Source organism: Streptomyces sp. NBC_00353, assembly GCF_036108815.1.
In the GTDB taxonomy this organism is placed as follows: domain Bacteria; phylum Actinomycetota; class Actinomycetes; order Streptomycetales; family Streptomycetaceae; genus Streptomyces.
In genome coordinates this window covers 6,584,620-6,610,296 of record NZ_CP107985.1, presented here as the reverse complement: position 1 = coordinate 6,610,296, position 25,677 = coordinate 6,584,620, and the positions used below count along the sequence as shown (strand labels likewise).

Annotated in this window: 18 protein-coding genes; 12 read left to right on the top strand and 6 right to left on the bottom strand. The window is 71.9% G+C overall.

Annotated features, from left to right (window positions below; genetic code table 11):
- Window positions 1-39 precede the first annotated feature (39 nt).
- From OHA88_RS29770 to OHA88_RS29750, 5 genes are all read left to right on the top strand, one after another.
- Window positions 40-1,365 (top strand): hypothetical protein, encoded by a 1,326-nt coding sequence (locus OHA88_RS29770; RefSeq protein ID WP_328627779.1) that lies wholly within the window; start codon window positions 40-42, stop codon window positions 1,363-1,365.
- A gap of 67 nt (window positions 1,366-1,432) precedes the next feature.
- Window positions 1,433-4,189, top strand: a complete 2,757-nt coding sequence (locus OHA88_RS29765; RefSeq protein WP_328627778.1) for a tetratricopeptide repeat protein — start codon at window positions 1,433-1,435, stop codon at window positions 4,187-4,189.
- A complete protein-coding gene (locus tag OHA88_RS29760; RefSeq protein ID WP_328627777.1) occupies window positions 4,186-5,565 on the top strand; it encodes a PP2C family serine/threonine-protein phosphatase in 1,380 nt (459 codons plus the stop codon). Before OHA88_RS29765 ends, OHA88_RS29760 begins: the two co-directional genes overlap by 4 nt.
- Window positions 5,566-5,648: 83 nt before the next feature.
- Window positions 5,649-7,010, top strand: a complete 1,362-nt coding sequence (locus OHA88_RS29755) for a vWA domain-containing protein (RefSeq protein WP_328627776.1) — start codon at window positions 5,649-5,651, stop codon at window positions 7,008-7,010.
- Window positions 7,011-7,107: 97 nt separating this feature from the next.
- Window positions 7,108-8,256, top strand: a complete 1,149-nt coding sequence (locus OHA88_RS29750; protein ID WP_328627775.1) for an FHA domain-containing protein — start codon at window positions 7,108-7,110, stop codon at window positions 8,254-8,256.
- A gap of 9 nt (window positions 8,257-8,265) precedes the next feature.
- Here the strand turns inward: OHA88_RS29750 and OHA88_RS29745 are convergent, their stop codons facing one another.
- On the bottom strand, window positions 8,266-9,261 hold the full coding sequence (locus OHA88_RS29745; protein WP_328627774.1) for a methyltransferase domain-containing protein: 996 nt from the start codon (window positions 9,259-9,261) through the stop codon (window positions 8,266-8,268).
- 111 nt (window positions 9,262-9,372) lie between these two features.
- On the opposite strand from OHA88_RS29745, the gene OHA88_RS29740 reads away from it, so the two are divergent.
- From OHA88_RS29740 to OHA88_RS29725, 4 genes are all read left to right on the top strand, one after another.
- Window positions 9,373-9,777 (top strand): globin, encoded by a 405-nt coding sequence (locus OHA88_RS29740; RefSeq protein ID WP_328627773.1) that lies wholly within the window; start codon window positions 9,373-9,375, stop codon window positions 9,775-9,777.
- A 212-nt stretch (window positions 9,778-9,989) separates the two neighbouring features.
- Entirely contained in the window at window positions 9,990-13,313 is a 3,324-nt protein-coding gene (locus OHA88_RS29735) for an ABC transporter permease (protein WP_328627772.1), read from the top strand.
- Window position 13,314: 1 nt separating this feature from the next.
- Window positions 13,315-16,143 (top strand): FtsX-like permease family protein, encoded by a 2,829-nt coding sequence (locus tag OHA88_RS29730; RefSeq protein WP_328627771.1) that lies wholly within the window; start codon window positions 13,315-13,317, stop codon window positions 16,141-16,143.
- Window positions 16,140-17,102: an ABC transporter ATP-binding protein gene (locus OHA88_RS29725; RefSeq protein ID WP_326630290.1), complete on the top strand. Its 963-nt coding sequence runs from the start codon at window positions 16,140-16,142 to the stop codon at window positions 17,100-17,102. Before OHA88_RS29730 ends, OHA88_RS29725 begins: the two co-directional genes overlap by 4 nt.
- A 37-nt stretch (window positions 17,103-17,139) precedes the next feature.
- On the opposite strand, the gene OHA88_RS29720 is transcribed toward OHA88_RS29725, so the two are convergent.
- The 5 genes from OHA88_RS29720 to OHA88_RS29700 all read right to left on the bottom strand — a co-directional run bounded on the left by OHA88_RS29720 (window position 17,140) and on the right by OHA88_RS29700 (window position 22,216).
- Complete coding sequence (locus OHA88_RS29720) at window positions 17,140-17,835, bottom strand: hypothetical protein (protein ID WP_328627770.1); 696 nt, start codon at window positions 17,833-17,835, stop codon at window positions 17,140-17,142.
- A complete protein-coding gene (locus OHA88_RS29715; protein WP_030921448.1) occupies window positions 17,832-18,254 on the bottom strand; it encodes an acyl-CoA thioesterase in 423 nt (140 codons plus the stop codon). The genes OHA88_RS29720 and OHA88_RS29715 overlap by 4 nt, the downstream gene beginning before the upstream one ends.
- A gap of 5 nt (window positions 18,255-18,259) precedes the next feature.
- Window positions 18,260-19,924, bottom strand: coding sequence for an energy-dependent translational throttle protein EttA (ettA, locus tag OHA88_RS29710; protein WP_267005135.1), 1,665 nt, complete (start codon window positions 19,922-19,924; stop codon window positions 18,260-18,262).
- A gap of 390 nt (window positions 19,925-20,314) precedes the next feature.
- A complete protein-coding gene (locus OHA88_RS29705) occupies window positions 20,315-21,238 on the bottom strand; it encodes an NADP-dependent oxidoreductase (RefSeq protein WP_328627769.1) in 924 nt (307 codons plus the stop codon).
- 339 nt (window positions 21,239-21,577) lie between these two features.
- Complete coding sequence (locus OHA88_RS29700; protein ID WP_328627768.1) at window positions 21,578-22,216, bottom strand: HD domain-containing protein; 639 nt, start codon at window positions 22,214-22,216, stop codon at window positions 21,578-21,580.
- 159 nt (window positions 22,217-22,375) lie between these two features.
- Between OHA88_RS29700 and OHA88_RS29695 the strand changes: the two genes are divergently transcribed.
- The 3 genes from OHA88_RS29695 (at window position 22,376) to OHA88_RS29685 (ending at window position 25,602) form a co-directional block, all read left to right on the top strand.
- A complete protein-coding gene (locus OHA88_RS29695; RefSeq protein ID WP_328627767.1) occupies window positions 22,376-23,326 on the top strand; it encodes a GlxA family transcriptional regulator in 951 nt (316 codons plus the stop codon).
- A gap of 510 nt (window positions 23,327-23,836) precedes the next feature.
- Window positions 23,837-24,508: an RNA polymerase sigma factor gene (locus tag OHA88_RS29690; RefSeq protein WP_328629826.1), complete on the top strand. Its 672-nt coding sequence runs from the start codon at window positions 23,837-23,839 to the stop codon at window positions 24,506-24,508.
- Window positions 24,505-25,602, top strand: a complete 1,098-nt coding sequence (locus OHA88_RS29685) for a CU044_5270 family protein (RefSeq protein ID WP_328627766.1) — start codon at window positions 24,505-24,507, stop codon at window positions 25,600-25,602. Before OHA88_RS29690 ends, OHA88_RS29685 begins: the two co-directional genes overlap by 4 nt.
- Window positions 25,603-25,677: the final 75 nt, after the last annotated feature.

Genomic DNA, 25,677 nt, shown 5'->3' with positions numbered 1-25,677 from the left:
GCCGGGCCCGGCCCGGCAGGGAGAGCAGAGAGGTGATCGATGGGCGTCGCGGGCCCCTTCCCCGGCTATGCGGGGAAGCCCCCCGGCCCGGTCCTGGACCGGGACGAGGCGGACCGTGCGCTGGCCCGGCTCGGTGCGGAGCACGAAGCGATCGAGACTTCGCTCCTCGCCCTGCAGGACCATGCCGGCCGCCGGCTCCTGGAGGGCGCCGATCTGACCGGTGTCACCAAGGAGCGCTGGGCCATCACCGAGCAGTCCATCACGCTGCTGTGGGGGTATTTCGACGCCTACGCCGCAGCGATCGAGGAGGCCCGTGAGATCCGGGCCAGGCGGCGCTCCCCCAACCGTGACGACCTGCTGGCGCTGACCGAGCTGCTGCGCGGCCGGAGCGTCACGCTGGCGTCCACCGCCACCCGGGCAGATCCGTCGATCACCGGCCCGGCCAAGCTCTCCGAGCGGTTCTCGCTGGAGGAGCTGGTCGCCCGGATGAACGATCTGTACGCGCGCTCGCTGGACATGGTCGTCGCCTCCGACTCCGTATGGTCCGCGCTGCCCGCCCGGATAGATCTGCTCGCCGCCGAGCTGCGCCGTACGCGTTCGCTGGCGCACTCCGTCGGCGTACGGCCCGGGGAGCATCCGGCGGGCGACGACCTGGAGTCGATCACCCATGAGCTGACCACGCTGCGGGTGCAGGTGATCTCCGATCCGCTGGCGTTCTGGCTGCCGGGCCCCGGCAGCGCGGCGCCCGGCGGCGGCCGTCCGGACACGGCGCGCTACGACCGGGCGGCCCGCGCCCTGGACGACGTGCGCCGGGAGATCGAGGCGGTCCTCGCGGTCCGGCAGGACGCCGAGCAGCGCCTCGTCCAGCTGCGCGACATCCTCTCCCGCGCGGACCGCACGCTGGCCGAGGCCCGGTCGGCGCGCGGCGAGGTGCTGGCGAAGATCGCCGCCTCCGAGGTGCCCGCGGTCAGTGGCCCGCCGACGGCCCTCCAGGAGCGGCTGGCCGCCGCGTCGGAGTACCGCAGGCACGCCCAGTGGCACCGGCTGTCACCGCTGCTGGAGTCCCTGGAGCGGGAGGCCGAGGACGAACTGCTGCGCGCCCGCGAGTCGCTGACGGCGGTCACCGCGCCGCTGGCGGTCCGGGCGGAGCTGCGCGGCCGGCTGGACGCGTACAAGGCGAAGGTGGCCCGGCACGGCCTGGCGGAGGACCCGGTACTGATCGAGCGGTACGACGCGGCGCGCCGCATGCTGTGGAGCGCGCCGTGCGATCTGCGGGTCGCCGCGCAGGCGGTGCTGCGCTATCAGGAGGCGGTGGCGGAGCTGCTGAACCCGCGCCGGCCGTTCGCACCGGAGGACCGGCGATGAGCAGGCGTACGAGTACGGGCAGGGTGAACGGGCCGCTGCTGCGGCGGGGCGAACAGGGGGACAGACCATGAGTACGCAGTGCCAGCGCCCCGCGTGCGAGGGCAACTACGAGGACATGGGCGGCGGTGAGCTGTACTGCAACACCTGCGGTCTGGCTCCGGTCGTCTCGCCGACGGGGATGGTGAGCTCGCCGCCCACCGGCATCGCGGCCAACGGTGCGAGTGGCAAGGGCGGCAACAGCAGTTCGGCACGGAGCGGTTCGCGGGCGTCGTCCCGGGCCTCCTCGCGCTCCTCGGCCCGCTCGTCGACCTCCCGGCGTTCGGTGTCGGGGCGGCTGTCGCGCTCCCTGTCGGGCAGCGCCACGTCCCGCTCGGTGTCGGTGCGCTCCTCCGGGACGTCGACGGGGGCGTCCGGGCGCAACCGGCTGGGCGCGGGTCTGGTGCAGGTGCCGGACGTGCCGCGCCCCGATCCGCGCTCCGCGGTGATGGAGAACCCGGAGGTGCCGGAGCGGAAACGGTTCTGTTCGCGCTCCGACTGCGGGGCCCCGGTGGGCCGGTCCCGTGGTGAACGGCCGGGCCGGACCGAGGGGTTCTGCACCAAGTGCGGCCACCCGTACTCCTTCGTACCGAAGCTGCACGGCGGCGACATCGTGCACGGCCAGTACGAGGTGGCGGGCTGTCTGGCGCACGGCGGGCTCGGCTGGGTCTACCTCGCGGTGGACCGTGCGGTCTCGGACCGCTGGGTGGTCCTCAAGGGCCTGCTGGACACCGGTGACCAGGACGCCATGGCGGCCGCGATCTCGGAGCGCCGCTTCCTCGCCGAGATCGAGCACTCCAACATCGTCCGGATCTACAACTTCGTCGAGCATCTCGACCAGCGCACCGGCTCGCTCGACGGCTACATCGTGATGGAGTACGTCGGCGGCAAGGCGCTCAAGGAGATCGCGAACGAGCGCCGTACCCCGACCGGGAAGCGGGATCCGCTGCCGGTCGAGCAGGCCTGCGCCTACGGCATCGAGGCGCTGGAGGCGCTCGGCCATCTTCACAGCCGCAATCTGCTGTACTGCGACTTCAAGGTCGACAACGCGATCCAGACCGAGGACCAGCTCAAGCTGATCGACATGGGCGCGGTGCGCAGGATGGACGACGAGGAGTCGGCCATCTACGGCACGGTGGGCTATCAGGCGCCGGAGGTCGCGGAGGTCGGCCCGTCGGTCGCCTCCGATCTCTACACGGTCGCGCGGACTCTCGCGGTGCTCACCTTCGACTTCCAGGGGTACACGAACGTCTTCGTGGACTCGCTGCCGGACCCGGACAACATCGAGGTGTTCCGGAGGTACGAGTCGTTCTACCGGCTGCTGGTCCGGGCCACGGATCCGGATCCGGCGAGACGGTTCGCCTCTGCGTCGGAGATGGCGGAGCAGCTGACGGGGGTGTTGCGGGAGGTCGTGGCGCTGCAGACGGGGCGGCCGCGACCGGCGCTCTCGACGCTGTTCGGCACGGAACTGCGGGTCACGGACACGCAGTTGTTCGCCGAGCTGACGGACGATGTGTCGCGGCTCGGGGTGCGGACGGAGCCGGCCGGCCGGCGCAGGGGGAAGGACCGGAGTCCGGTTGCGGCGTTCGGCGGAGTTCCGGCTGCCTCGCCGGCTGCGGTCGGGCAGGTGGTGGCGCCCGGTGCGCCGCCGTTCGTTCCCGGGCAGTCGGCTCCGGGGGCCGCACCGCTGTCGGCATCCGCCACGCACGTACGGGGCGGCAACGGCGCCACCGCGCCGTACGCACGGACGCAGGCGGCCATTCCGGCACCCCGGGTCGCGCCCGCACCGGTCGTCCCCGGGCCTCTGCCGGGCGCCTCCGCTCCGGGCGTACCGCGGCTGGCCGGGCTCGACGCGCGGGCCACCTCGCTCGCGCTGCCCGTACCGCGGGTGGACGCGAACGACCCCAACGCGGGCTTCCTCGCCGGACTGATGGCGTCCGCACCCGCCGAACTGATTGCCGCATTGCAGGCCGTACCCGCCGCCTCGCTGGAGACCAGGCTCCGGGAGCTGCGCGCCCGCCTGGAGATGAACGAACTGGGCGCCGCCGGACAGACCCTGACCGGTCTGGAGGCTCAGCACCCGGACGACTGGCGGGTCGTCTGGTACCGCGGGATCGCCTCGCTGGTGACGGGTGACCACGAGACCGCCGCGCTGTCGTTCGACGCGGTCTACGACGCGTTCCCCGGTGAGCCCGCTCCCAAGCTGGCGCTCGGCATCTGTGCGGAGGTCCTCGGCCAGCTGGACAACGCCGCCGAGTACTACCGCCTGGTGTGGACGACCGATCCGAGCTTCGTCAGCGCGGCGTTCGGCCTGGCCCGGGTGCAGATAGCGGCCGGGGACCGGGCCGCGGCCGTCCGGACGCTGGAGTCCGTGCCCGAGGCGTCGATCCACTACACCGCTGCCCGGGTCGCCGCCGTACGGGCCCGGCTGCGTGAACGCGCCCCGCACGAGCCGCTGATCGCCGATCTGACGGCCGCCGCCGATCAGGTGTCCGGGCTGCAGAGTTTCGGACTGGACGCGGTGCGCCGCGAGCAGCTGTCGACCGAGGTGCTGGGGACGGCGCTGGACTGGGTACTCTCCGGAAGCCCCACGGACCGGCCGGACTCCCCTCAGTCCCGTGCTCCTGCCGGACCGAGGATGCTGCTCGGCAGCGAGGTGGACGAACGCGGGCTGCGTTTCGGTCTTGAGCGTTCGTACCGGATGCTCGCCCGGCTTGCGCAGCGCGGCGACGAGAGGATCGAACTGGTGGAGCGGGCCAACCGCTTCCGCCCCCGGACGTGGGTGTGAAGATGTCGCAGATGCACCAGGAGACCGCCTTGTCGAGGTGTCCCAACTGCGAGGAGCCGCTGGAATCGGGCGACCTGTTCTGCGGTGCGTGCGGGTACGACCTGTCGGTCGTACCGGCGCCGCCGGAGGATCACCCGACGATCGCGATGGCCGCGCCCGTGGAGGGCCGCGCGCCGGACGGCCCGGCGGCTCCCGGACCGGGCGCGCCCACCGCGGCGGCCTCGGGTTCGGTCGAATGGTCGGCAGCGGCCGTGGCCGACCGGTCCGAACCGCCTGTGCCGGGCGGTGCCCCGGTACCTGCTTCCGCAGGGGTCCGCTTCGACCGTCCGAACACCTCGGGCTACGACTCGGACGACTTCGAGCTGGCGGCGCCCGTCACCCCCGACCCCCGTACCTTCGCGGGCGCCGCCTTCCCGGAGGCGGCCCTCACCCCGCCGGACGGCACCAAGCTGTGCGTCGCCTGCCGCGCCGGTCATGTCGACCCCGACGGCTACTGCGAGAACTGCGGTCACGCCCAGCCCCGCGAGCGCGACCACATGGAGCAGGAACTCGGTTCGGTGGCCGCCGTCAGCGACCGGGGGCTGCGCCATCACCGCAACGAGGACTCGTTCGCCGTATCGACCACCGCCCTGCCGGACGGCTCACCGGCCGTCGTCGCGATCGTCTGCGACGGCGTCTCGTCCGCGAGCCGCCCCGACGAGGCCTCCGCCGCCGCCGCGATCGCCGCCAACGAGTCACTGCTGGAGTCGCTGCCGCGCGGCGTCCACCCGCAGCAGGCGATGCACGAGGCGATCGTCGCCGCCGCCGAGTCGGTCAACTCACTGGCCCACGACGACGGCCGGGCCCAGGAGCGCGATCCGCACCACCATCAGAACGCCCCGGCCTGCACCCTGGTCGGTGCGGTCATGGCGGGCGGCCTGCTGGTCGTCGGCTGGGTCGGCGACAGCCGCGTCTACTGGGTGCCGGACGACCGCACCACCCCGCCCGCCCGGCTCACCGAGGACGACTCCTGGGCCGCGCAGATGGTGGCCACGGGCCTGATGAACGAGGCCGAGGCGTACGCGGACGAGCGCGCCCACGCCATCACGGGCTGGCTCGGCGCCGATGCGTACGAACTGGAGCCGCACACCGCTTCGTTCAAACCGGACCGGGCGGGTCTGGTAGTGGTGTGCACGGACGGGCTGTGGAACTACGCGGAGTCGGCCGCCGAAATGGCCGCCGCCGTCCCCCCGGACGCACACGAACGACCGCTGCACGGCGCCCAGGTGCTGGTGGGTCACGCGCTCGACGGTGGGGGCCACGACAACGTAACAGTGGCTCTCCTGCCGTTCGCCGTACCGCCGCAAGGGGCAGGATCGGCCTACAGCACCGCTTGAGTCCTGTTGAGTCCGGTTCCGTCCGTCCGTTCGCCCACTGCGACCTTTTGCCAGCTCTGCCACCTTCGCCAGGAGCCGATCAGATGGCCAACTTCTCCAAGTCCCACGTGCCGCAGTTCTCCGTCGAGGTGTACCAGAACGAATATCTGCCGGAGGGCGGCCGCGAGGTCAACGCGATCGTCACGGTCACGTCGACCGGCGGCGGCACCACCGGTGGCGTCCCACTGACCGGTGCGACCGCCTCGCCGGCCCATGTGCCGGGGCAGGGGCCGAACGCCGCCGTGGTGATCATGGTGGACTGTTCCGGTTCGATGGACTATCCGCCGACGAAGATGCGCAACGCCCGGGACGCGACGGCCGCGGCCATCGACACCCTGCGCGACGGCACGTCGTTCGCCGTGGTCGGCGGTACCCACGTCGCCAAGGAGGTCTACCCGGGCAACGGCCGCCTCGCCACCGCCGACGCACAGACCAGGGCCCAGGCCAAGGAGGCGCTGCGTCGGCTCAGTGCGGGCGGCGGTACGGCGATCGGCACCTGGCTGCGGCTTGCCGACCGGCTGCTCGGCGCCGCCGATGTGGACATCCGGCACGGGATCCTTCTCACCGACGGCCGCAACGAGCACGAGTCGCCCCAGGACCTGCGGGACGCGCTCGAGGCGTGCGCGGGCCGCTTCACCTGTGACGCCCGCGGTGTCGGCACCGACTGGGAGGTGAAAGAAGTCACAGCCATAGCCTCCGCGCTGCTCGGCACCGTGGACATCGTCGCCGATCCGGCGGGGCTCGCCGCGGACTTCACGCAGATGATGGAGAACGCGATGGGCAAGGAGGTCGCGGACGTGGCGCTGCGGCTCTGGACGCCCGTCGGAGTCGAGATCAAGTTCGTGAAACAGGTCGCGCCGACGGTCGCCGAGCTGACCGACCGCCGCACCGACGCGGGCCCGCGCGCCGGGGACTACCCGACCGGGTCCTGGGGCGACGAGTCCCGCGACTACCACGTGTGTGTACAGGTGCCGGAGGCCGGGATCGGGCAGGAAATGCTCGCGGCCCGTGTCTCCTTGATCCTCCCCGACCCGTCGGGGACGGCGGCTCCGCAGACGCTTTCGCAGGGGTTGGTGCGGGCGGTGTGGACCGACGACATGGTGGCGTCCACCTCGATCAATCCGCAGGTCGCGCACTACACGGGGCAGGCGGAACTGGCACAAGTCATCCAACAGGGGCTCGAAGCGCGCAAGTCGGGAGACTTCGACGGCGCGACGGCGAAATTGGGCCGTGCGGTGCAGCTGGCTTCGGCCTCCGGGAACGCTGACACTGCGAAACTGCTTTCGAAGGTGGTGGACGTCGTCGATGCGGCGACAGGTACTGTGCGACTGAAGGCGAAGGTGGCGGAGGCCGACGAGATGACCCTCGAAACGCGCTCCACCAAGACCGTTCGCGTGAAGAAATGACCTGATGGCCGACCGGCAGCCGGCCGGCTCGGCGACCTGGCGAAGCAACAGAGATGACGGCCCCCGGGGCCGGACGAGGAGAGGGGGAAGCGCCGACATGCCGACCTGCCCGAACGGACACCAGTCGGGTTCCGACGACTGGTGCGAGGTCTGCGGCCATCGCATGGCCGGCGCGGGCGCGCCCGCGGGTGCAGTCCCACCGCCGCCTCCCCCGCCGCCCGCTCCCGGTTACGGCTACCCGCAGGGCCCCGGCCCCGACGCGACGCAGCAGGCGGAGCTCTGCCCGCAGTGCCGCACCCCGCGTGAGGCGATGGCGCCGTTCTGCGAGGAGTGCCGGTGGAACTTCCTCACGAACACGGCGACGTCGTACACCCCGCTGGCCCCGCAGCCCGGGGGCCCCGGTCGCCCGGGTGCCGGCGGACCGGTGCCCGGTCTGAACCTGCCGCCCGGCTTCCAGGCGCAGCAGGGTCCGCCGCCGCAGCAGCAGCGCGATCCGTTCGAATACCAGAGCTCCCGGCCCTCGCAGGTGAACCGTCCGGCCGAGCCGCTGTCCGGTCCCGGCAGCCACCCGGGTCCTCCGGGACCGGGTCCGCAGCAGCCGCCGAACCCGTTCCAGCAGCAGGGCCCGCCGCCCCCGCCGAACCCGTTCCAGCAACAGGGCCCGCCGCCCCCGCCGTCCTTCCAGCAGCAGACCGCGCCGCCGCAGCCGCAGGTTCAGCAGCCGGGCGGTGACGACTGGATGCTGCCGCCGCCCTCGCAGCCGCAGGCACCGCAGGCTCCGCAGCCCCCGAGGCAGCAGCAGTCGCCGCCGTTCCAGAGCCACGTCCCGAACCAGGCGCCCGCGAACTGGACGGCGGTCATCGCCCCGGACCGTGAGTACTTCCTGGCGATGATGCAGCGCAGCGGCCCCGAGGCGACCGGGCTCAACCTGCCCGCGTACTCCCCGGAGCAGCGCCTTCCGCTCACCGGCAACCAGGTCACCATCGGCCGTCGTCGGCACAGCACCGGCGAGTCCCCCGATGTCGATCTGTCCGTGCCGCCGGAGGACCCGGGGGTCTCGCACCAGCACGCGGTGCTGGTGCAGCAGCCCGACGGCAGCTGGGCCGTGGTCGACCAGAACTCCACGAACGGCACCACGCTCAACGGCGCCGAGGACCCGATCCAGCCCTACGTCCCCGTTCCGCTCCAGGACGGCGACCAGGTGCACGTCGGGGCGTGGACGACGATCACCATCCGGCGCGGCTGACCGGAACGCTCAGTCCGTGAGGTCGGCGGGCAGTGGCCAGGCGTACGGCCCCTCCGGGTCGTCCAGCCAGGCCCACTGCCGCCCGTCCCGGACCGTGATGCCGAACCTCGCCCGCTCGGGGCGTCTCTCGCGCTGCCAGAGCGAGAGGGCCTCGCGCGGGTCGAGAGTGGGCTCGGTCAGCGTCAGCAGGAACAGGAACAACTCGTTGTCGGCCACCCGCCTCGGCAGGCCCGCGGTGTGCGGGTGGCGCACCGGCGGTGGCACCGCCCCGCGCAGCGGCACGAAGTACGCGGGCGTGTGCAGGAACCGCCCCTCGGCGGACCTTCCGTGCGGCGTCTCCCGCACCTCCAGCATGATCAGACCGGTGGCGAACGGCGCCAGGATCCGGGCCCCCGGCCTGCACTGCGCCAGCCATGCCTGCGGTACCGACGGCAGGGTGCAGGTAGCGATGATCCGGTCGTACGGGCCCCGCTCGGGGCAGCCCCGCGCCCCGTCCCCGGTGATCACCGCCGGGTGGTGGCCGGCCGCCGCGAGATGCCTGCGGGCCGACTCCGTGATCTCCGGGTCGAGGTCGATGGTGGTCACCGCGTCGTCGCCCAGGCGGAGAGCGAGCAGCGCGGCGTTGTAGCCGGTGCCCGCACCGATCTCCAGGACGGTCATGCCGTCCGCCATCTCCAGCTCCTCCAGCATCCGGGCCATCATCGACGGCTGACTGCTCGACGAGACGAGCTCACCGTCCCGGATCCGGGTGGCCAGCGCCTCGTCCGCGTACGCCCCGTGCAGCCACCGGGTCCGCCGGGCCGGGTCGGGGTCCTCGCACCAGAGCCGCTCGGGCCCGCCGGTCCCGGTCACGAAGTAGTACGGCACGAACAGATGGCGCGGCACCTCCTCGAACGCGGCACGCCAGGCGGGGTCCTTCAACGCACCGCGCGCGACCATTTCCTGCACCATCGCCCACCGGGCCCCGGCGCCGGCCTCCGAGAACTGATCGAGGTATGGGCCCATACCTCCACTCTCCCGCTCGCGCCCGCCGGAAGCGACGAGGCGCACAGTGGCCGTCCGGGCCAGGGTCCTAGGACCCAGGTCCTCGGCCGGTGCGTCTGCGACCATGGACGGGTGACAGAGAATCCGCACGACACGCTTCAGGAGCAGACCTTCTACGAGCAGGTCGGCGGCGAGGACACCTTCCGGCGCCTGGTCCACCGCTTCTACCAGGGGGTTGCCGAGGACCCGCTGCTGCGGCCGATGTATCCGGAGGAGGATCTGGGGCCGGCCGAGGAGCGGTTCACACTGTTCCTGATCCAGTACTGGGGTGGTCCCCGGACGTACGGCGAGCAGCGCGGTCACCCTCGGCTGCGGATGCGGCACGTCCCGTTCCGGGTGGACCGGGCCGCACACGATGCCTGGCTGAGCCGGATGCGGGTGGCTCTCGACGAGCTCGGGCTGTCCCCGGAGCACGAGCGGCAGCTGTGGGACTACCTCACGTACGCCGCCGCCTCGATGGTGAACACCGAGGACTGACGGCTCAGCCCCGTTCTCCCTTTTCTCCCCTTCCCGCACCTTTCTCCCCCTTCCCGCACCCATGCACCGTGCGGAATGCGGTGCTCCGCCGCCGCATAACGGTCACGATCCCATCAAGGTGCACCTGTAAGCGGTTTCCAGAGGTGGGTGCGCTCTGAAAGCATCCTGGGAGCGTCGGGGGGCGTGTGGGGTGACAGTGTCGAGGGGGCCAGGTGACGGGGTTCGTCTTTCTGCGGGTGAGGGCGCATCGGCTCCTTCTCGCCGCAGCCGTCCTGGCCGTCCTGCTCACCACATCGGTGCTGGCGGCACTCACCGCCTTCTCCGGCTCCATCGGTGACGCGGCCCTGCGCCACACGCTCACCCACCGCTCCGCCGCGTCCGCCTCGCTCGTCATCTCCGCGCAGGTGGAGCGCGAGCAGCGGGATGCGGCCGACGCGACCGCGCGCAAGGCCGCCCATGAGACGTTCGACGGCCTGGCGGTGACCGTACGGACGCTGGAGGCCTCGGGGCCGTACGCCCTGCCGCGCAGCCTGCAGGCTCCGGCGGCCCGGCGCGGCGATCCCGATCTCACCCGGTTCGCCGCGCTCGACCGCAGCCGCGTCCGTCTCACCGCCGGCCGCATGCCCGGCGCCGGGAGCGGGAAGAGCGGCGCCCCCGTCGAAGTGGCCCTGCCCTCCGTCGCCGCGGATGTCCTGAAGCTGAAGCCCGGCGCGCGACTCACGCTCACCGACCGGCTCGCCGACGGCACCAGGCTGCCGGTCCTGATCACCGGCCTCTACGAGGCGGCCGACCAGGCCGACCCGTACTGGCAGTTGGACGAGCTCGGCGGGCGCGGCATCCGCAAGGTCTTCTTCACCACGTACGGTCCGCTGCTCACCGATCCCGCGGTGCTCGACTCCGGGCGGATCAGCTCGGGCGAGATGTCGTGGCTGGCCGTCGCCGACTTCCGTACCGTCACCACGGACCGCATCGACGCGCTGCACACCGCATCGACCAGGGGCCCGAAGGCGCTCCTCGCCGCCCCGGAGTTCAAGGACGGGGCCCTCGCGCAGACCTCGCTGCCCACCGTCCTCGACCAGATCGACCGGGCGCTGCTGGTGTCCCGCTCGACCCTGATGATCGTCGCCGTGCAGCTGGTGCTGCTCGCCGGTTACGCGCTGCTGCTCGTGGCCCGGTTGCTGAGCAGTGAGCGCGGCGGCGAGACGGAACTGCTGCGGGCCCGCGGTGGTTCGCGCGGCCGGATCACCTCGCTCGCCGCGATCGAGGCGCTGCTGCTGGCGCTGCCCGCCGCCGTCATCGCCCCGCTGCTGGCCGGGCCGCTGACCCGGCTGCTGGCGGACCGCAGCGAGCTGACCCGGCTCGGGCTGCGGCTCGACGCGGGCGCGACCGGCACCGTGTGGCTGGTGGCCGCCGCCGTCGCGCTGGCCTGTGCACTGGCCGTCGTCGCGCCCGCGCTGGCGGCCAGCGCGGGGGTGCGCAGCCGTACCCGGGCCGCCGCGCTGCCCGGGCCGGTGCGCGCGGGCGCCGACATCGGACTGCTGCTCATCGCGGCGGTGGCGTACTGGCAGCTCGACCGGCAGACCGGCAGCTCCGGCAGCGGTGCGCTCAGCGGTGACCGGGAGGGCGATCTCGGCGTCGATCCGCTGCTCGTCGCCGCGCCCGCGCTGCTGCTGCTCGCGGGCACCGTGCTGACGCTGCGGCTGCTGCCGCCCGCGGCCAGGCTGGCGGAACGTCGAGCGGCGGGCGGTCGGGGGCTGTCCACCGCGCTGGCCGGCTGGCAGTTCAGCCGCCGCCCGCTGCGCGGCGCCGGACCGGTGCTGCTGCTGGTCCTGGCTGCCGCGATGGGAATGCTGGCGATCGGGCAGAGTGCGTCCTGGGACCGTTCGCAGGGCGACCAGGCCGACTTCAGGACCGGCGCGTCGGTGCGCACGGTCGGCGGAATCAACGGCGATCCGACGAAGGCCGGGGCATACGCACAGCTGCCGGGGGTACGGGAGGCGGCGCCCGCGTTCCGTACGACGGTGGATCTGTCCGGCGACCGCACGGCGGACGTGGTCGCCCTGGACACCGCGCACGCCGACGAGCGGATGCTGATGCGCGACGATCTCGCCGGCGAACCGGTGGACCGGCTGCTCGGCGCGCTCGAACCGCCGAAGACCGCGCGGACCGGGCTGCTGCTGCCGAAGGGCAGCAGGGAGATCCGGTTCGACCTGCGGATCACCGTGGCCTCCGCACCGCACCGGGCGTCGCCGTCCGGCATGGCCCCGCTGGTCACCGTGGAGCTGGAGGACCGTTACGGCATTCCGTACCAGGTGCTCGTCGGACCCGTGCCGGCCGATGGCCGGGCGCATCCCCTGTCGCTCGCGGTGGCGGCCGCCGGTGAGCTGGCCGTGACCGGGTTCGAGCTGGACAGCAGGCAGCCCGTCGACCGTGCCGAGACACACCGGGTCGCCGTGAGCCGACTGCGGACCGTGACCGCGGACGGCACCGAGCAGCCGGTCCCCGTACCGACCGGGTTCGGCTGGCGGGCCGCCCTGACCACCAGTCTGCTCAACGAGACGCGGCCGGGCGCGCCCGTCCGGGCTGCCGCGTCCGACCGGGACCCGCTGACGCTCGGATACGACACCGGGTCCGTGCCGGTCGACGAAGCGGACTACGGGGTGCCGACGCTCAACGTGCGGGTCGCTGCGGCCCGCGCCGAGGCCCCACCGCTCCGCGGGGTCGCCACCGACAGCTATCTGAAGGCGTCCGGGGCGAAAGTGGGGCAGGACGTCGATGTCACGCTGGCCGGCGAAACGGTCCGGGTGAAGATCGTGCGGACGGTCCGTCAGGTGCCCACCACCGGGCCGGGCGGCGCCGCCACCCCCACTGCCGCCGAGGCGTCCCGGCAGCGGGACGGCGGTGCGCTGCTGCTCGACTTCAGAGCCCTCGGCCAGGTGTTCGCGGACCGTCCGAACGCGGTCCTCACCGCCACCGAATGGTGGCTGAGCACCGAACCCGGCCAGGCCGGGAAGGTCGCCGCCGCACTCCGCGAGCAGCCCGACACCGACCCGGCGCAGGTCCTGGTCCGCGACGAGGTGGCCCGGGATCTGCTGGGCGACCCGCTGGGCGCCGGACCGCAGTCCGCGCTGCTCGCGGTGGCGGTCGTCGCCGCCGCGCTGGCAGCGGTCGGCTTCGCGGTGAGCGCTGTCGGATCGCAGCGCGAACGGTCCGCCGAATTCGCCGTGCTGCGGGCGCTGGGGGCGCCACGCCGCGGGCCGGCCCGGATGATCGCCGCCGAGCAGGGCGTGCTGATCGCCATCGCGCTGCTGGTCGGGTTCGCGCTCGGGGCCGTACTGACCAGGGCCGTCGTGCCACTCATCGTGCTGACCGGGCAGGCCGCCCAGCCGGTGCCGCCCGTGCTGGTGCAGCTGCCGGCCGGGCAGGTCGCCGCGCTGCTGGCGGGCGTCGCCGTGCTGCCGCTGCTGATCGTGGCGGCGATCGCCCTGCGCCGCGCCGACCCGGTGACTTCGCTGCGCCACCAGGGGGACAACTGACATGAGCCCACGTTCCGACAGCGGTCGTTCCGCAGGCGTCGCCCGGGCCGCGGCCTGTGCCCCGTGGGTCCGTACCCGGCTGCGCACCGCGCCCGCGGCCGCCTGCGCGCTCGGGTTGCTGGTGCTGGTCACAGCATTCCTCGCCGCCGCGTTCCCACGGGCCGTCGACGCGTACGAGAGCAAGGGGCTGCGCCACGACCTGATCGTCGAGGACCCCAGGCGGAGCGTCCTGGAGCTGACCGCTCCGCCGCCCGCCCTGGGCGTAGAGGCGGAGCGCGCGGCCGCGGTGCGCAAGGATGCGCTGGGCGCGGTCCACCGCAAGGTGCTGGCCCGGCTGCCCGAACCGGTGCGCGCCGACGCCTTCCAGTCCTCGTACGGCATCCGCACGACGGAGCCGATCGCCGCCGGGGAGAAATGGCTGCCCCGGCCCAGTGGCCTCGACCCCAAGCTGACGTACGCGACCCCGTCGGCCCTGCCGGCCCACGCCAGGCTGCGCGACGGCGCCTGGCCCGCCGTCCACGGCGAGGTCACCACTACGACCAAGGAGGTCGAGGCCGCGGTCACCGAGGAGACCGCGAAGACCCTCGAGCTCAAGGTGGGCTCGACGATCGCGGTACCGACCCGGGGCGACGAGCCGCTGACCGTACGGATCACCGGCATCGTCGCCCCGAAGCTTCCGGGTGCCGCCTACTGGTCGTTCGAGCGCCTGCTGCGCACCCCTTCGCTGGTCCCGGCGGACGTCAGGCAGGCCCCTCCCCGCTACTACTGGATTGCGGCCCTGCTGCTGCCGCCGGACGCGGCGCCCGCCCTGCTGTCCACGACCGGTGCGCCCGAGCCGTACTGGCGGATCGCGCCGGACGCCTCCCGGCTCACCGCGCTCGACGTGGACCGGCTGCGCTCCCAGGTGGCGTCTCTGGAGAGCGGCCCGGAGCTGCTGAAGCTCCGGGCGCTGGCCGGTCCGGCAGCGACACTGACGACCGATCTGGACGTGGTCCTCACCCGGTACGACGCATTGCGTTCGGCGATCAGCCCGGTCGTCACGGTCGCCGCCGTCGGGATCGGCGCGGTCGCCGCCGTCGTGCTGCTGATGACGGGCGGCCTGCTCGCCGCCCGCCGCCACAGCGAACTGGCCCTGCTGCGCTCACGCGGCGGATCGTTGCGCGGCATCGGCGGGCGGCTGCTCGCGGAGACCGCGGTGACGGCGGTGCCCGCGGCGGCTCTCGGTCTGCTGCTCGCCGTTGCCGCCGTCGGCGGGGCCCGGCTGTGGCCCGCGGTCGTGGGGGCCACAGCCGTCGCCGTACTGGTCTGTGTCGCCCTGCCGCTGGGTACGACGCTCGCTCACCGCAGACCGCAGCTGCACGGCGCCCGCGACGACATGATGACCGCCCGCCCGTCGCGGCGGCGCACGGTTGCCGAACTCACCGTGCTGGTGCTGGCCGTCGGCGCGGTCGCCGCGCTGCGCCGCCGCGGTACCGCCGCGAGCGGCGGTACGGACTTCCTGGTCAGCGCAGCTCCGGTGCTGGTCGGGCTGATCGCGGCGCTGGTCCTCGCCCGCCTGTACCCGCTGCCGCTGCGGCTCGCCTCCCGCACCGTCGCACGGCTGCGCGGCGCGGTCGGCTTCCTCGCACTGGCCCGTGCCGGGCGCGCGTCAGTGAGTGGCGCACCGGCCCTGTTGGCGCTGCTGGTCGCACTGACGACGGCGGCGTTCGGCGGCTCGGTGCTGGCGGGCGTCGCGGACGCCCGGGACGATGCGGCGGTGCGGATCACCGGTGCGGACGCGCGGATCAGCGGCGAGGGCGATGCGATGCCGCTGCCGGACCGGCTGGTCCGGGACGTACGGAAGGCGGGCGGTGTACGGGATGTGGCGCCGGTCCAGATCGAGTACGGCGTACCGCTGCCGTCCAACGACGCAGGCATCGAGGACGCGAAGGGCGCCGCGCTGGTCGGTGTCGATCCGGGGACGTACGCGAAGCTGGCGCGCGCGACCGGTTTCGGATCGTTCCCCGCAGACCGGCTGAAGGCCACCGGAGCGGCGCCCAGGAAGGGCACGCTGCCGTCGAAGGACCGGGTGCTGCCCGTCCTCGCCTCACCGGCCGTGGCCGAGCGGCTCGGCGAACGGCCGCGCGACATCCACTCACAGGCCGGGGACTTCAAGGTGCGCGTCGTCGGAACGGTGACGCGCACACCGGCCGTCGACAGCGCCGGCTTCCTGATCGTCGACGCCGCGTCCCTCACCCACCGCCAGACCACCGCCCTGCTGGTCACCGGCGGCTCCCCGGACGCGAAGGCGCTGCGCGCGGCCGCGCACCGGGCGGGCTCGACGTTCTCCGTACACCTGCGGTCCGAGGAGCGCGCGGCGTTCGTCGACACCCCCATGCAGTCGGGCGCCGAGCGGATCTACGCGGCGGCGATCACGGCCGGCGCAGGCTACGCACTGCTCGCCGTGCTGCTGTCGCTGCTGCAGACCGCTCCGGAACGCACCGCGCTGCTGGCCCGGCTGCGGACCATGGGCCTCACCGTCCGGCAGGGCCGACGGCTCCTCGGACTCGAGGCGATGCCGCAGGCGCTGCTGGCCGCCGTCGGCGGACTGCTCGTCGGCTGGTCGACGATCGCTCTGCTGGCACCCGGCGTCGACCTGGTACAGCTGGCGCTGTCCAGCGGGCCCGGCTCCGACGCACTCGACACCGCTCCGCTGCGGGCCGACCCGTGGTCGCTGGCGCTGCCGGCGCTCGGCGTGGTCGCCCTCGCCGCCACCGTGGCAGCCGTACAGGCCTGGTTGGCCGGGCGCCGTGGATCGATCACCGAACTCAGGGCAGGAGACACCCGATGACGTCGTCGACGACCGAGACCACTCTGGCGGAGCTCGAACAGCGGGCCGCCGCACGCCGCGACCGGCCCTCGTACGGGCACGACGCGCTGATCGCCTGCGATCGCCTGGTCCGCATCTTCAGCGCGGACGGGGTGGAGGTGCAGGCCCTCCAGGGCCTCGATCTGCTGGTCACCGAGGGCGAGTTGATGGCGCTCGTCGGGGCGTCCGGCAGCGGCAAGTCGACCCTGATGAACATTCTGGCGGGCCTCGACGTGCCGACGGCCGGGTCGGCGAAGGTCGCGGGCTGCGATCTGCTGTCGATGGGCCCGAAGGAGCGGCTCCGCTACCGCCGGGACGTCGTCGGGTTCGTCTGGCAGCAGACCGCCCGCAACCTGCTCCCCTACCTCACCGCCGTCCAGAACGTCACGCTGCCCATGCAGCTGCGCGGCCGCGGCCGGAGCCGCGAACGCGCCGCGCGCGCCGAGTCGCTGCTGCAGATGCTGGAGGTCGCGGACTGCCGCGACCGGAGGCCCGCGCAGATGTCCGGCGGCCAGCAGCAGCGGGTGGCGATCGCGGTGGCGCTCGCCAACAATCCCTCGGTGCTGCTCGCCGACGAACCGACCGGCGAGCTGGACTCGGCGACGGGCGAGCAGGTTTTCGCCGCGTTCCGCCGGGCCAACGAGGAGCTGGGCACGACGATCGTGATCGTCACCCACGACCAGGCGGTGGCGGGCGAGGTCCGCCGTACGGTCGCCATCCGCGACGGCCGTACGTCGTCCGAGGTGCTGCGCCGTACGGAGGTGGACGCGGCGACGGGCCAGGAGTCCCAGGTGGCCCGCGAGTACGCGATGCTCGACCGCGCGGGGCGGTTGCAACTGCCCGCCGATTACACGGAGACGCTCGGGATGGAGCACCGAGTGATGCTGGAACTGGAACAGGACCACATCGGGGTGTGGCCGGACGACCAGCAGCGCGGATAGCGGGCGCCTCTCCCGCAGGTCCGCTCCGGACGCGGCGTCATCGGACGCCGACCGACACCCCGAGATCGCCGAGGCCGCCCGCACCGCGCAGGGCGATCGAGCCGAACGGGGTACGCAGCCGCAGCCAGGGGCCAGACGCGAGCACGGCGACCGGGAAGTCCGGGGCCGGGCGGAGGAAGCCGAGGGACTGGGCGGCGTGGACGGCGCGCAGCGGGAGTTCCGTCTCCCCGACCGTGCGCGACCAGATCTCGCGGCCGATCAGGTCCCGTTCAGCCCTGGTGCGGCGGTCCGCGGGCAGCGCCTCGTCGCGGGAGCGGAACTCCGCCACCGCGGCGCTCAGCTCGACGCGCAGGGAGACGGGGTCGGGCAGTCCCGGCTGCTCGTGCCAGCCGCCGCGCGGCGGGAGGACCCCGGTCCACGGCGGCCCGGTGACGGGCGCGGGCAGGGTGCCCGCACCGAGTGCCTCGTGGGTGCCGCCATCGATGTCGAGCGATTCGAGGAGTTCACCGGCGGACACGGTGATGTCGAAGTCGTGCGTGCCGCGCAGCCGCGCCGCCCGGATGGCGAGGACCTCGAACGACGGCGGCCTGCCGAACACGGCCAGCGCCCCGCCGCCCGCCTGCAGACGGACGGCGGCCGCCCGGTCGTAGTGGAGCAGCCGGCCGAGGAAGGCGGCAAGATCCGCCGCCTCCCTCGCGTCCGCGAACTCCAACAGCTGCACGGGAACCGTCATGCGGCGGCGGGCTCCTCGGCCAGGAACTCCTGGAGGAAGTGCTTCTCCTCCGCGGAGATCCGCCGCGGCCGCTCCTCGGCCAGGTTGTACGGCACGACGACGGTCGAGGCCCGCACGTACACCTGGTCCGGGTCCTTGATCTCGTAGCAGATCGTCAGCGACGCGGCACCTATCTTCGTGACCCACGACTCGACGGTCACCGGCGCATGCCGGTGGACCAGCGGGCGCACGTAGTCGATCTCGTGCCGGGCCACGACGGACCCGCCCGCGAAGGACGGCGAGCCGTCCCCCGGCGCCAGCCGGAACATGAAGTCGATGCGCGCCTCCTCCAGGTAGCGGAGGAAGACCACGTTGTTGACGTGGCCGAAGGCATCCATGTCCGACCAGCGCAGCGGGCAGCTGTAGATATGACGAGCCAAGACGATCAGCCTCGCGTGAGCTTCTTGTACGTGGCGCGGTGCGGGCGGGCCGCGTCCGCGCCGAGACGCTCGACCTTGTTCTTCTCGTACGACTCGAAGTTGCCCTCGAACCAGTACCACTTGGAGTCGCCCTCGTACGCCAGGATGTGCGTGGCGACGCGGTCCAGGAACCAGCGGTCGTGGGAGATGACCACCGCGGCGCCCGGGAACTCCAGGAGTGCGTTCTCCAGCGAGGACAGGGTCTCGACGTCGAGGTCGTTGGTGGGCTCGTCGAGGAGCAGCAGGTTGCCGCCCTCCTTGAGCGTCAGCGCCAGGTTGAGGCGGTTGCGCTCACCACCGGAGAGGACACCGGCCGGCTTCTGCTGGTCCGGGCCCTTGAAGCCGAACGCGGAGACGTACGCACGCGACGGCATCTCGACCTGGCCGACGTTGATGTAGTCGAGCTCGTCCGACACGACCGCCCAGAGGGTCTTCTTGGGGTCGATGTTGGCGCGGCTCTGGTCGACGTAGGAGATCTTGACGGTCTCGCCGACCTTGATGGCGCCGGTGTCCGGCGTCTCCAGGCCCTGGATCATCTTGAACAGCGTGGTCTTGCCCGCACCGTTCGGACCGATGACGCCGACGATGCCGTTGCGCGGCAGCGTGAACGACAGGTCGTCGATGAGGACCTTGTCGCCGAAGGCCTTCGAGAGGTTGTTGACCTCGACGACGATGGAACCGAGCCGCGGGCCCGGCGGAATCTGGATCTCCTCGAAGTCCAGCTTCCGCATCTTGTCCGCCTCGGCCGCCATCTCCTCGTACCGGGCGAGACGTGCCTTGGACTTGGTCTGCCGGCCCTTGGCGTTGGAGCGGACCCACTCCAGCTCTTCCTTGAGCCGCTTGGCGCGCTTCTCGTCCTTGCGGCCCTCGACCTTGAGCCGGGTGGCCTTCTTGTCGAGGTACGTGGAGTAGTTGCCCTCGTACGGGAGCGCGCGGCCGCGGTCCAGCTCGAGGATCCACTCGGCGACGTTGTTCAGGAAGTACCGGTCGTGCGTGACGGCGACGACGGCGCCCGCGTACTTCGAGAGGTGCTGCTCCAGCCAGTTCACCGACTCGGCGTCGAGGTGGTTGGTGGGCTCGTCGAGGAGGAGCAGGTCCGGGGCCTCGATCAGCAGCTTGCAGAGCGCGACACGGCGCTTCTCGCCACCGGAGAGGTTGACGACCGGCCAGTCGCCGGGCGGGCAGCCCAGGGCGTCCATGGCCTGCTCCAGCTGGGCGTCCAGGTCCCACGCGTTGGCGTGGTCCAGGTCCTCCTGGAGCTTGCCCATCTCCTCCATCAGCGCGTCCGAGTAGTCCGTCGCCATGAGCTCGGCGACCTCGTTGAAGCGCGTGAGCTTGCCCATGATCTCGGCGGCGCCGGCCTGGACGTTCTCCAGCACGGTCTTCGACTCGTCGAGCAGCGGCTCCTGCATGAGGATGCCGACGCTGAAGCCGGGCGACAGGAACGCGTCACCGTTGGACGGCTGCTCCAGGCCCGCCATGATCTTCAGCACCGTGGACTTACCGGCACCGTTGGGGCCAACGACACCGATCTTCGCGCCGGGCAGGAAGTTCAGGGTGACGTCATCGAGGATCACCTTGTCGCCGTGCGCCTTGCGCGTCTTGCGCATGGTGTAGATGAACTCAGCCAAGAGAAACCGTCCGGCAGCAATAGAGGTGTGGGCAGATACACCCCATCTTGCCTGACGTCCACCCCAGGACGGAAACGGGAACCTCGGAGCCCCCCTGATCAGGGCGGTACGGACGATCAAGCCCGGAGGAGCGGTCACTGTCGGTCGTCGCTGGTCGATGTTGCCCCTCGATCGTGGGCAGCGCGCACCCGATCGGAGATCACTAGGCCCGCGTCGCCCTCACGGATCCGAACATCGAGCCGTGCGCGTTCTGCCGCCCGGACAGCGAGCCGGGCGTACTGGACCAGCACCGACTCGGGGGCCTGCTCGGCAAGCACGTAACGACGCGGGCGGCCATGGCCATCAGGCGTCGGGCGAGGAGGCCTGATCTTCAGGATCGGGCGCTCGCATTCAGTCCTCCGCGATCTGGATGATCGTTTTGCCGCGCGTGCGGCGCCCCTCGGGGGCGAACGCCGCGGGCGCTTCGGACAGCGGCGGCACATCCCCGACGATCGGCTTGAGTCGTCCGTCCCGGACACGCTGGACGAGATCCGCGAGGCGGACCCGGTCGGCTTCGACGACGAAGAAGACGGCCCGACCGTTCTCGGGCTGGATCCTGGGCGGCATGGCGATGGTGACGAGGGTGCCACCGGCGCGTACCAGGGCGGTCGAGCGTTCGAGGATGTCGCCGCCGAGCACATCGAACACGAGGTCGACCTCGCCGATGTCTTCGAGCCGGTCGTTCTGCAGGTCCACGAAGGTGTCCGCGCCGAGACCGAGTGCTGTGTCCCTGTCGGCGGCCCGTCCGGTGCCGATCACTCGGGCGCCCGCCTCGCGTGCGAGCTGCACGGCGATCGACCCGACACCGCCGGCGGCACCGTGGATGAGGACGGTCCGGCCTGTGGTGAGGCGGCCGTGGTCGAACAGGCCCTGCCATGCGGTCAGCCCGGAGATCGGCAGGGCGGCGGCCACCGTGTGGCCGACGTCCGCCGGAAGCGGAGCGAGATTGCGGGCCTCCACCGCGGCGTACTCGGCCAGTGATCCGTTTCGGGTCCAGTCGGCCAGTCCGAACACCCGCTGGCCGACGGTCAGGCCCGTGGTTCCGTAGCCCAGTTCGGCGACAACGCCGGAGAGTTCGTGCCCGGGCACACTCGGCGTTCGGTCGCGGCCGGCACGGTCGGACCAGGTTCCCGGCCAGTCGAGCTCTCCAGGGGTGAACCCCGCGGCATGCACCCGCACGATGACATCGTTCTCAGCGGCGTGGGGGTAGGGCATGTCCGTGAGGGAGAGCCCGCCTACACCCGCGTCACGGTCTCGCACGGTGATGGCTTGCATGATGGGTCCTTTCTGGAAGAAATTTTCGAATGAGAGTTTCGCGAGCACAGAAAGAATCGCGCATTTTCCGGCCTGCTCCTGAACCACACCGCAGATATTCGCGCCATCATGCGCCAAAGTCCAGTTGCCGGGATGGAAACCGAGACCGGTTTCGTCATGACCGTTGGACACGGAAAGCCTTTGACGGACCGCAGAGGATTATTCTGTGGTTTCCTCGTGAAGGTCCTCCGCCGTCACACCCGCTGCGGCGCGCTCAGCGGCAGCGGCGTCTCGTACGGGACGACGGCCGGGGCGAGGACGACCTGCATGTTCCGTCACGTTGCCGTTACGGCTCTCCGATCAGCTCGGCCAAGGCGCACCGATGATGCGCTCGACCGTGGTTGTGCGACGGAAGCCGGGAACAAAGTGCTCCAGCACGTCCGCATTCACGGTTCCGTTCGTGGTCTCCGGGCGGTGCTTGAGTCCGTCGACGAAGGCCTGCAGGAACTCGTTCTTGAAGTCGCCCCGCGGATGAACGGCGGTGATCTCTTCCACCTGGGCGTGGTCCAGCTCGTCCAGACCCAAGCCGAGCACGTCGGTCAGAACGCCGAAATTCGTGATGGCGATCTCCGGGCCCATCCGGCCGGGAATTCCCGGCGTCGTGTGCAGCGCGATAGCTGTCCAGACCACGTCGGTGGCGGCCGTCGGGAAACCGTGGTCGAGCATGAACTTGCGTGCATGGTCAGCTCCATCGACTTCGAAGCGCTGCTCCACATCGGAAAAGGGCGTCAAGAGGCCGGTGTCGTGGAACATGGCGGACAGGTAGAGCAGCTCCGGGTTGGGCTGCAGGCCGAGCCTGCGAGCATGAATGGCACCGAAGACGAAAACGCGCCGGGAGTGATGGTAGATGAGGGGGCTGGTCATCTTCTGAATGAGGCGGGTGGCTTCGGCGACCGCCGCCGTTTCAGGAATCTCCACCCCTGCGATGATCTCGGTCATGACCTCTGCGCTTTCCGGTATCGGTGTGTTAACAATGGACGGGTGCGTCCGTCTTCAACACTGCCGACCACCGGGCCCTCGGCGCCACCTCGGTCCCGCCATGAGTCACCTGAATCCGGACAGGCGGGGAACAGGGATGGGGGCTCCGCCACGCATCGGGTGGTGATCCTCGTCCATGACGGGGTCACGCTGCTGGACGTCGCCGGCCCCGCGGAGGTGTTCGCGGAAGCGAACCGGTTCGGTGCCGACTACCAGGTCGTGCTGGCGTCACCGACCGGCACCGACGTCACCTCGTCCGTCGGGATCCGGATCGCGGTCGACGCCGCCGCCTCGCAGTCCGCTCCCGACACCTTCCTGGTGGCCGGCGCGGACCTCTACCCGCGCAGCCCTGTCGCCCGTGAGCTGATCGAGGCCGCGCGGACCCTGGCGCTCCGGGCCGAACGGGTCGTGTCCATCTGCACCGGAGCATTCGTCCTCGGCGCCGCCGGTCTCCTGGACGGCAAGCGTGCGACCACGCACTGGAAGGTCACGCAAGAACTCGCCGCCCGGTGCCCGGCCAGCCGGGTCGAACCTGATGCGATATATGTTCGCGACGGCACCACGTACACCTCGGCGGGCGTGACCGCCGGCATCGACCTGGCGCTGGCACTCGTCGAGGAGGATCACGGCCCTGATCTGACCCGCGATGTCGCCCGCGCCCTGGTGGTCTATTTGCAGCGTTCAGGTGGCCAGTCGCAGTTCTCCGCCCCCCTGCAGGGACCGCCACCCCGATCTCCGGCCATCCGTAGGATCACCGACCTGGTGACGGCTGATCCCGCGGGAAATCACTCAATCAGCGAGCTCGCCAAGCACCTGAATTTGAGCTCTCGGCATCTCACGCGACTCTTTCACAATGAACTGTCCACCACGCCGGCCCGGTACGTGGAGATGATCCGGTTCGACATGGCGAAAGCACTGCTCGACCAGGGGCACACTGCAACGCAGGTGGCATCCCTTGCCGGATTCCCGAGTTACGAGAGCATGCGGAGAGTTTTCGCGAGGAAAATGTCGATCAGCCCCGCCGCCTATCAGCGCCGCTTCAGCACAGCGCACCGCGCCGGCACGGGGTAGCAGTAAGGCGAAGTTATCGCTCCACGGGCACCGAGACATCAGGTGCCCTTCCACGGCCCGAAGGCGGCCCCAGGGCCCGGCCCGCGGGTCGAGGGTCGAGGGTCAGGAGATAGATGGCTACGGGCTCCTCCCGGACGTGGACCACTTTTCCGCTTTTCCGCCAATGGGCCCCAGCCCTCATCGCAGATCAGCTCGACCCAGTGTTCCCCGTTGGCGCGATGGACCCCTGCACACCTCGCGAGGCGAGCGAGTTGCGCACCGAAGCGCTGAAGGCTGCGAACGAGTCCCACCCCCCGTTCCGGCGTCCGGAGCGGCGGTTGGCAGGATCGTCCACCGGGCGGGACCCGGCTGCCGCGTCACAGGGACGGGATCCGGCCCCCACCCCTGTGACGCGGGCCACGGGAACCCGGTGCGGGTCGCGGAGAGGTACACGGCGTGGAGCACATCGAACAGCCGGCGCGACCGGCGCACCCCCCGGGCGACTCGGGCGACCGGGCCGCCCCGGACGGCCTGAGGGCACCGGCAGACCCCGGCCTACGGGAACGGATCCGCGCGGGCGACCGGGAGGCCTTCGCGGACCTCTACGATCGGTACGCCAGGACCGTCTACCACCACGCCTGCCGCCTCACCGGCGACCTCTCGGCCGCCGAGGACGTCATGTCGGAGACCTTCCTCGTCGCCTGGCGCACCCGCGAGCAGGTCGATCCGGAGGGCGGTCCGCTGGGCCCCTGGCTCCTCGGCATCGCCACCAACAGGGCGCGCAACCACCGGCGCGGGGTCGGCCGCCGCCTCGCGTTCCTGGCCCGGCAGCCGAAGCCGAAGGAGACCGAGGACTTCGCCGAGGCCTCCGCCGAACGCCTGGACCACCAGCGCGAGCTGGCGGCCGTACGCGAGGTGCTCGACCGGCTCCGGCAGCCCGAGCGCGAGGTGCTCGCCCTCTGCGTGTGGGCCGGGCTGGACTACGCCCAGGCGGCGGCCGCGCTGGACGTCCCGGTGGGCACCGTACGCTCCCGGCTCTCCCGGGCCCGGGCCCGGCTGCGCTCTCTGGCGGGCGAACGGCTCGCGGAGGATCGGCATTCGGAGGAGCGGCGGGAAACCGGGCGGGAACCCCGCAGGGGCCGCGGAGAGGTAGAGGGCAGGGCGGCATTCGTCGCCCTGCCCAACGAAGGGGGATCGCGATGACCGCGACAACGGGTACCGACGACGGCCGGGACGAGCGCGCCGAGCTGGCGCGGCTGCTGCCGCCCGCCACCGGATTCGACCTCCCGCCGGGCCGCCACGAGCACCACAGGGAACGCCTGATGAACCTGATCGACCATGACGCCGACCGCTCCGAGAACCGAGGCCAGGACCGGGGCCGGGAGCGCGCGGTCCGTGCCGACCGCCCCGCCCGCCCGCGCCTCCTGCGCCCGTCCGTCCTGGCCCCGGTCACGGCGCTGGCCCTGGCCGGCGCCCTGATCGTGGGCTACACCGCGCAGGGCGGCGGCGACCCGGCGGCCGGACCGGGGGCGGCACAGGCGGACGGCAGCGCCTCGGCGCGCGCCGGGAACGCCCAGCCGGTCGCCCTGGTGCTGAACCGGATCTCGGACGCGGCGGCGAAGAGCGACGCCGGACCGGTCGGCGACGACCAGTTCGTCTATGTGCGCAGCCAGGTCCAGGACAGCGACCTCACCAGCGGGAAGCTGGTGACGGGACCGCTGAAGGAACGGGAGATCTGGTACGCCCAGAAGCCCGGCCCACTCAAGAGGCTCGGGTACATCCGCGAGGACGGGGATACCCTCCCCATCAACGCCGAGTTGGGGGACACCGACGGCACCCGCGAGGGCCTGAACCGGCCCACCTACCGCTGGCTTGCCGCCCTGCCCACCGACCCGCAGAAGCTGCTCGAGCACCTCACCGCCCTCACCCCTGAGCACGAGGGCGAGGAGCATGCCCAGGCGGTGTTCGAGCAGATCGGGTACCTGATCGGAGAGACCGTGCTGCCGCCGGAGACCGCCGCCGCGCTGTACAAGGCCGCGGCGCTGATCCCCGGGGTGACCGAAGCCCCGGACGCGGTGGACGCGCTGGGCCGCCACGGGGTGGGCATCGCCCGTGAGGACACCCGGCACGCCACCCGCTCGGAGTGGGTCTTCGACCCGAAGGGGCTCTCCTTCCTGGGCTCGCGCACCTTCCTGACGAAGGACACGGAGATCGGCGAGAAGGGCGCCCTGCTCGGAGCCCGCGCCGTACTGAAGCGGTCCGTGGTGGACAAGGGCGGGGTCCGGCCGCAGGACTAGCCAGGGGGCGTTCCCAGTGGATCTCGATCATCAACGAGTGGCTGTGACCAGCACTTTCAAAACGCACCCTCCTGC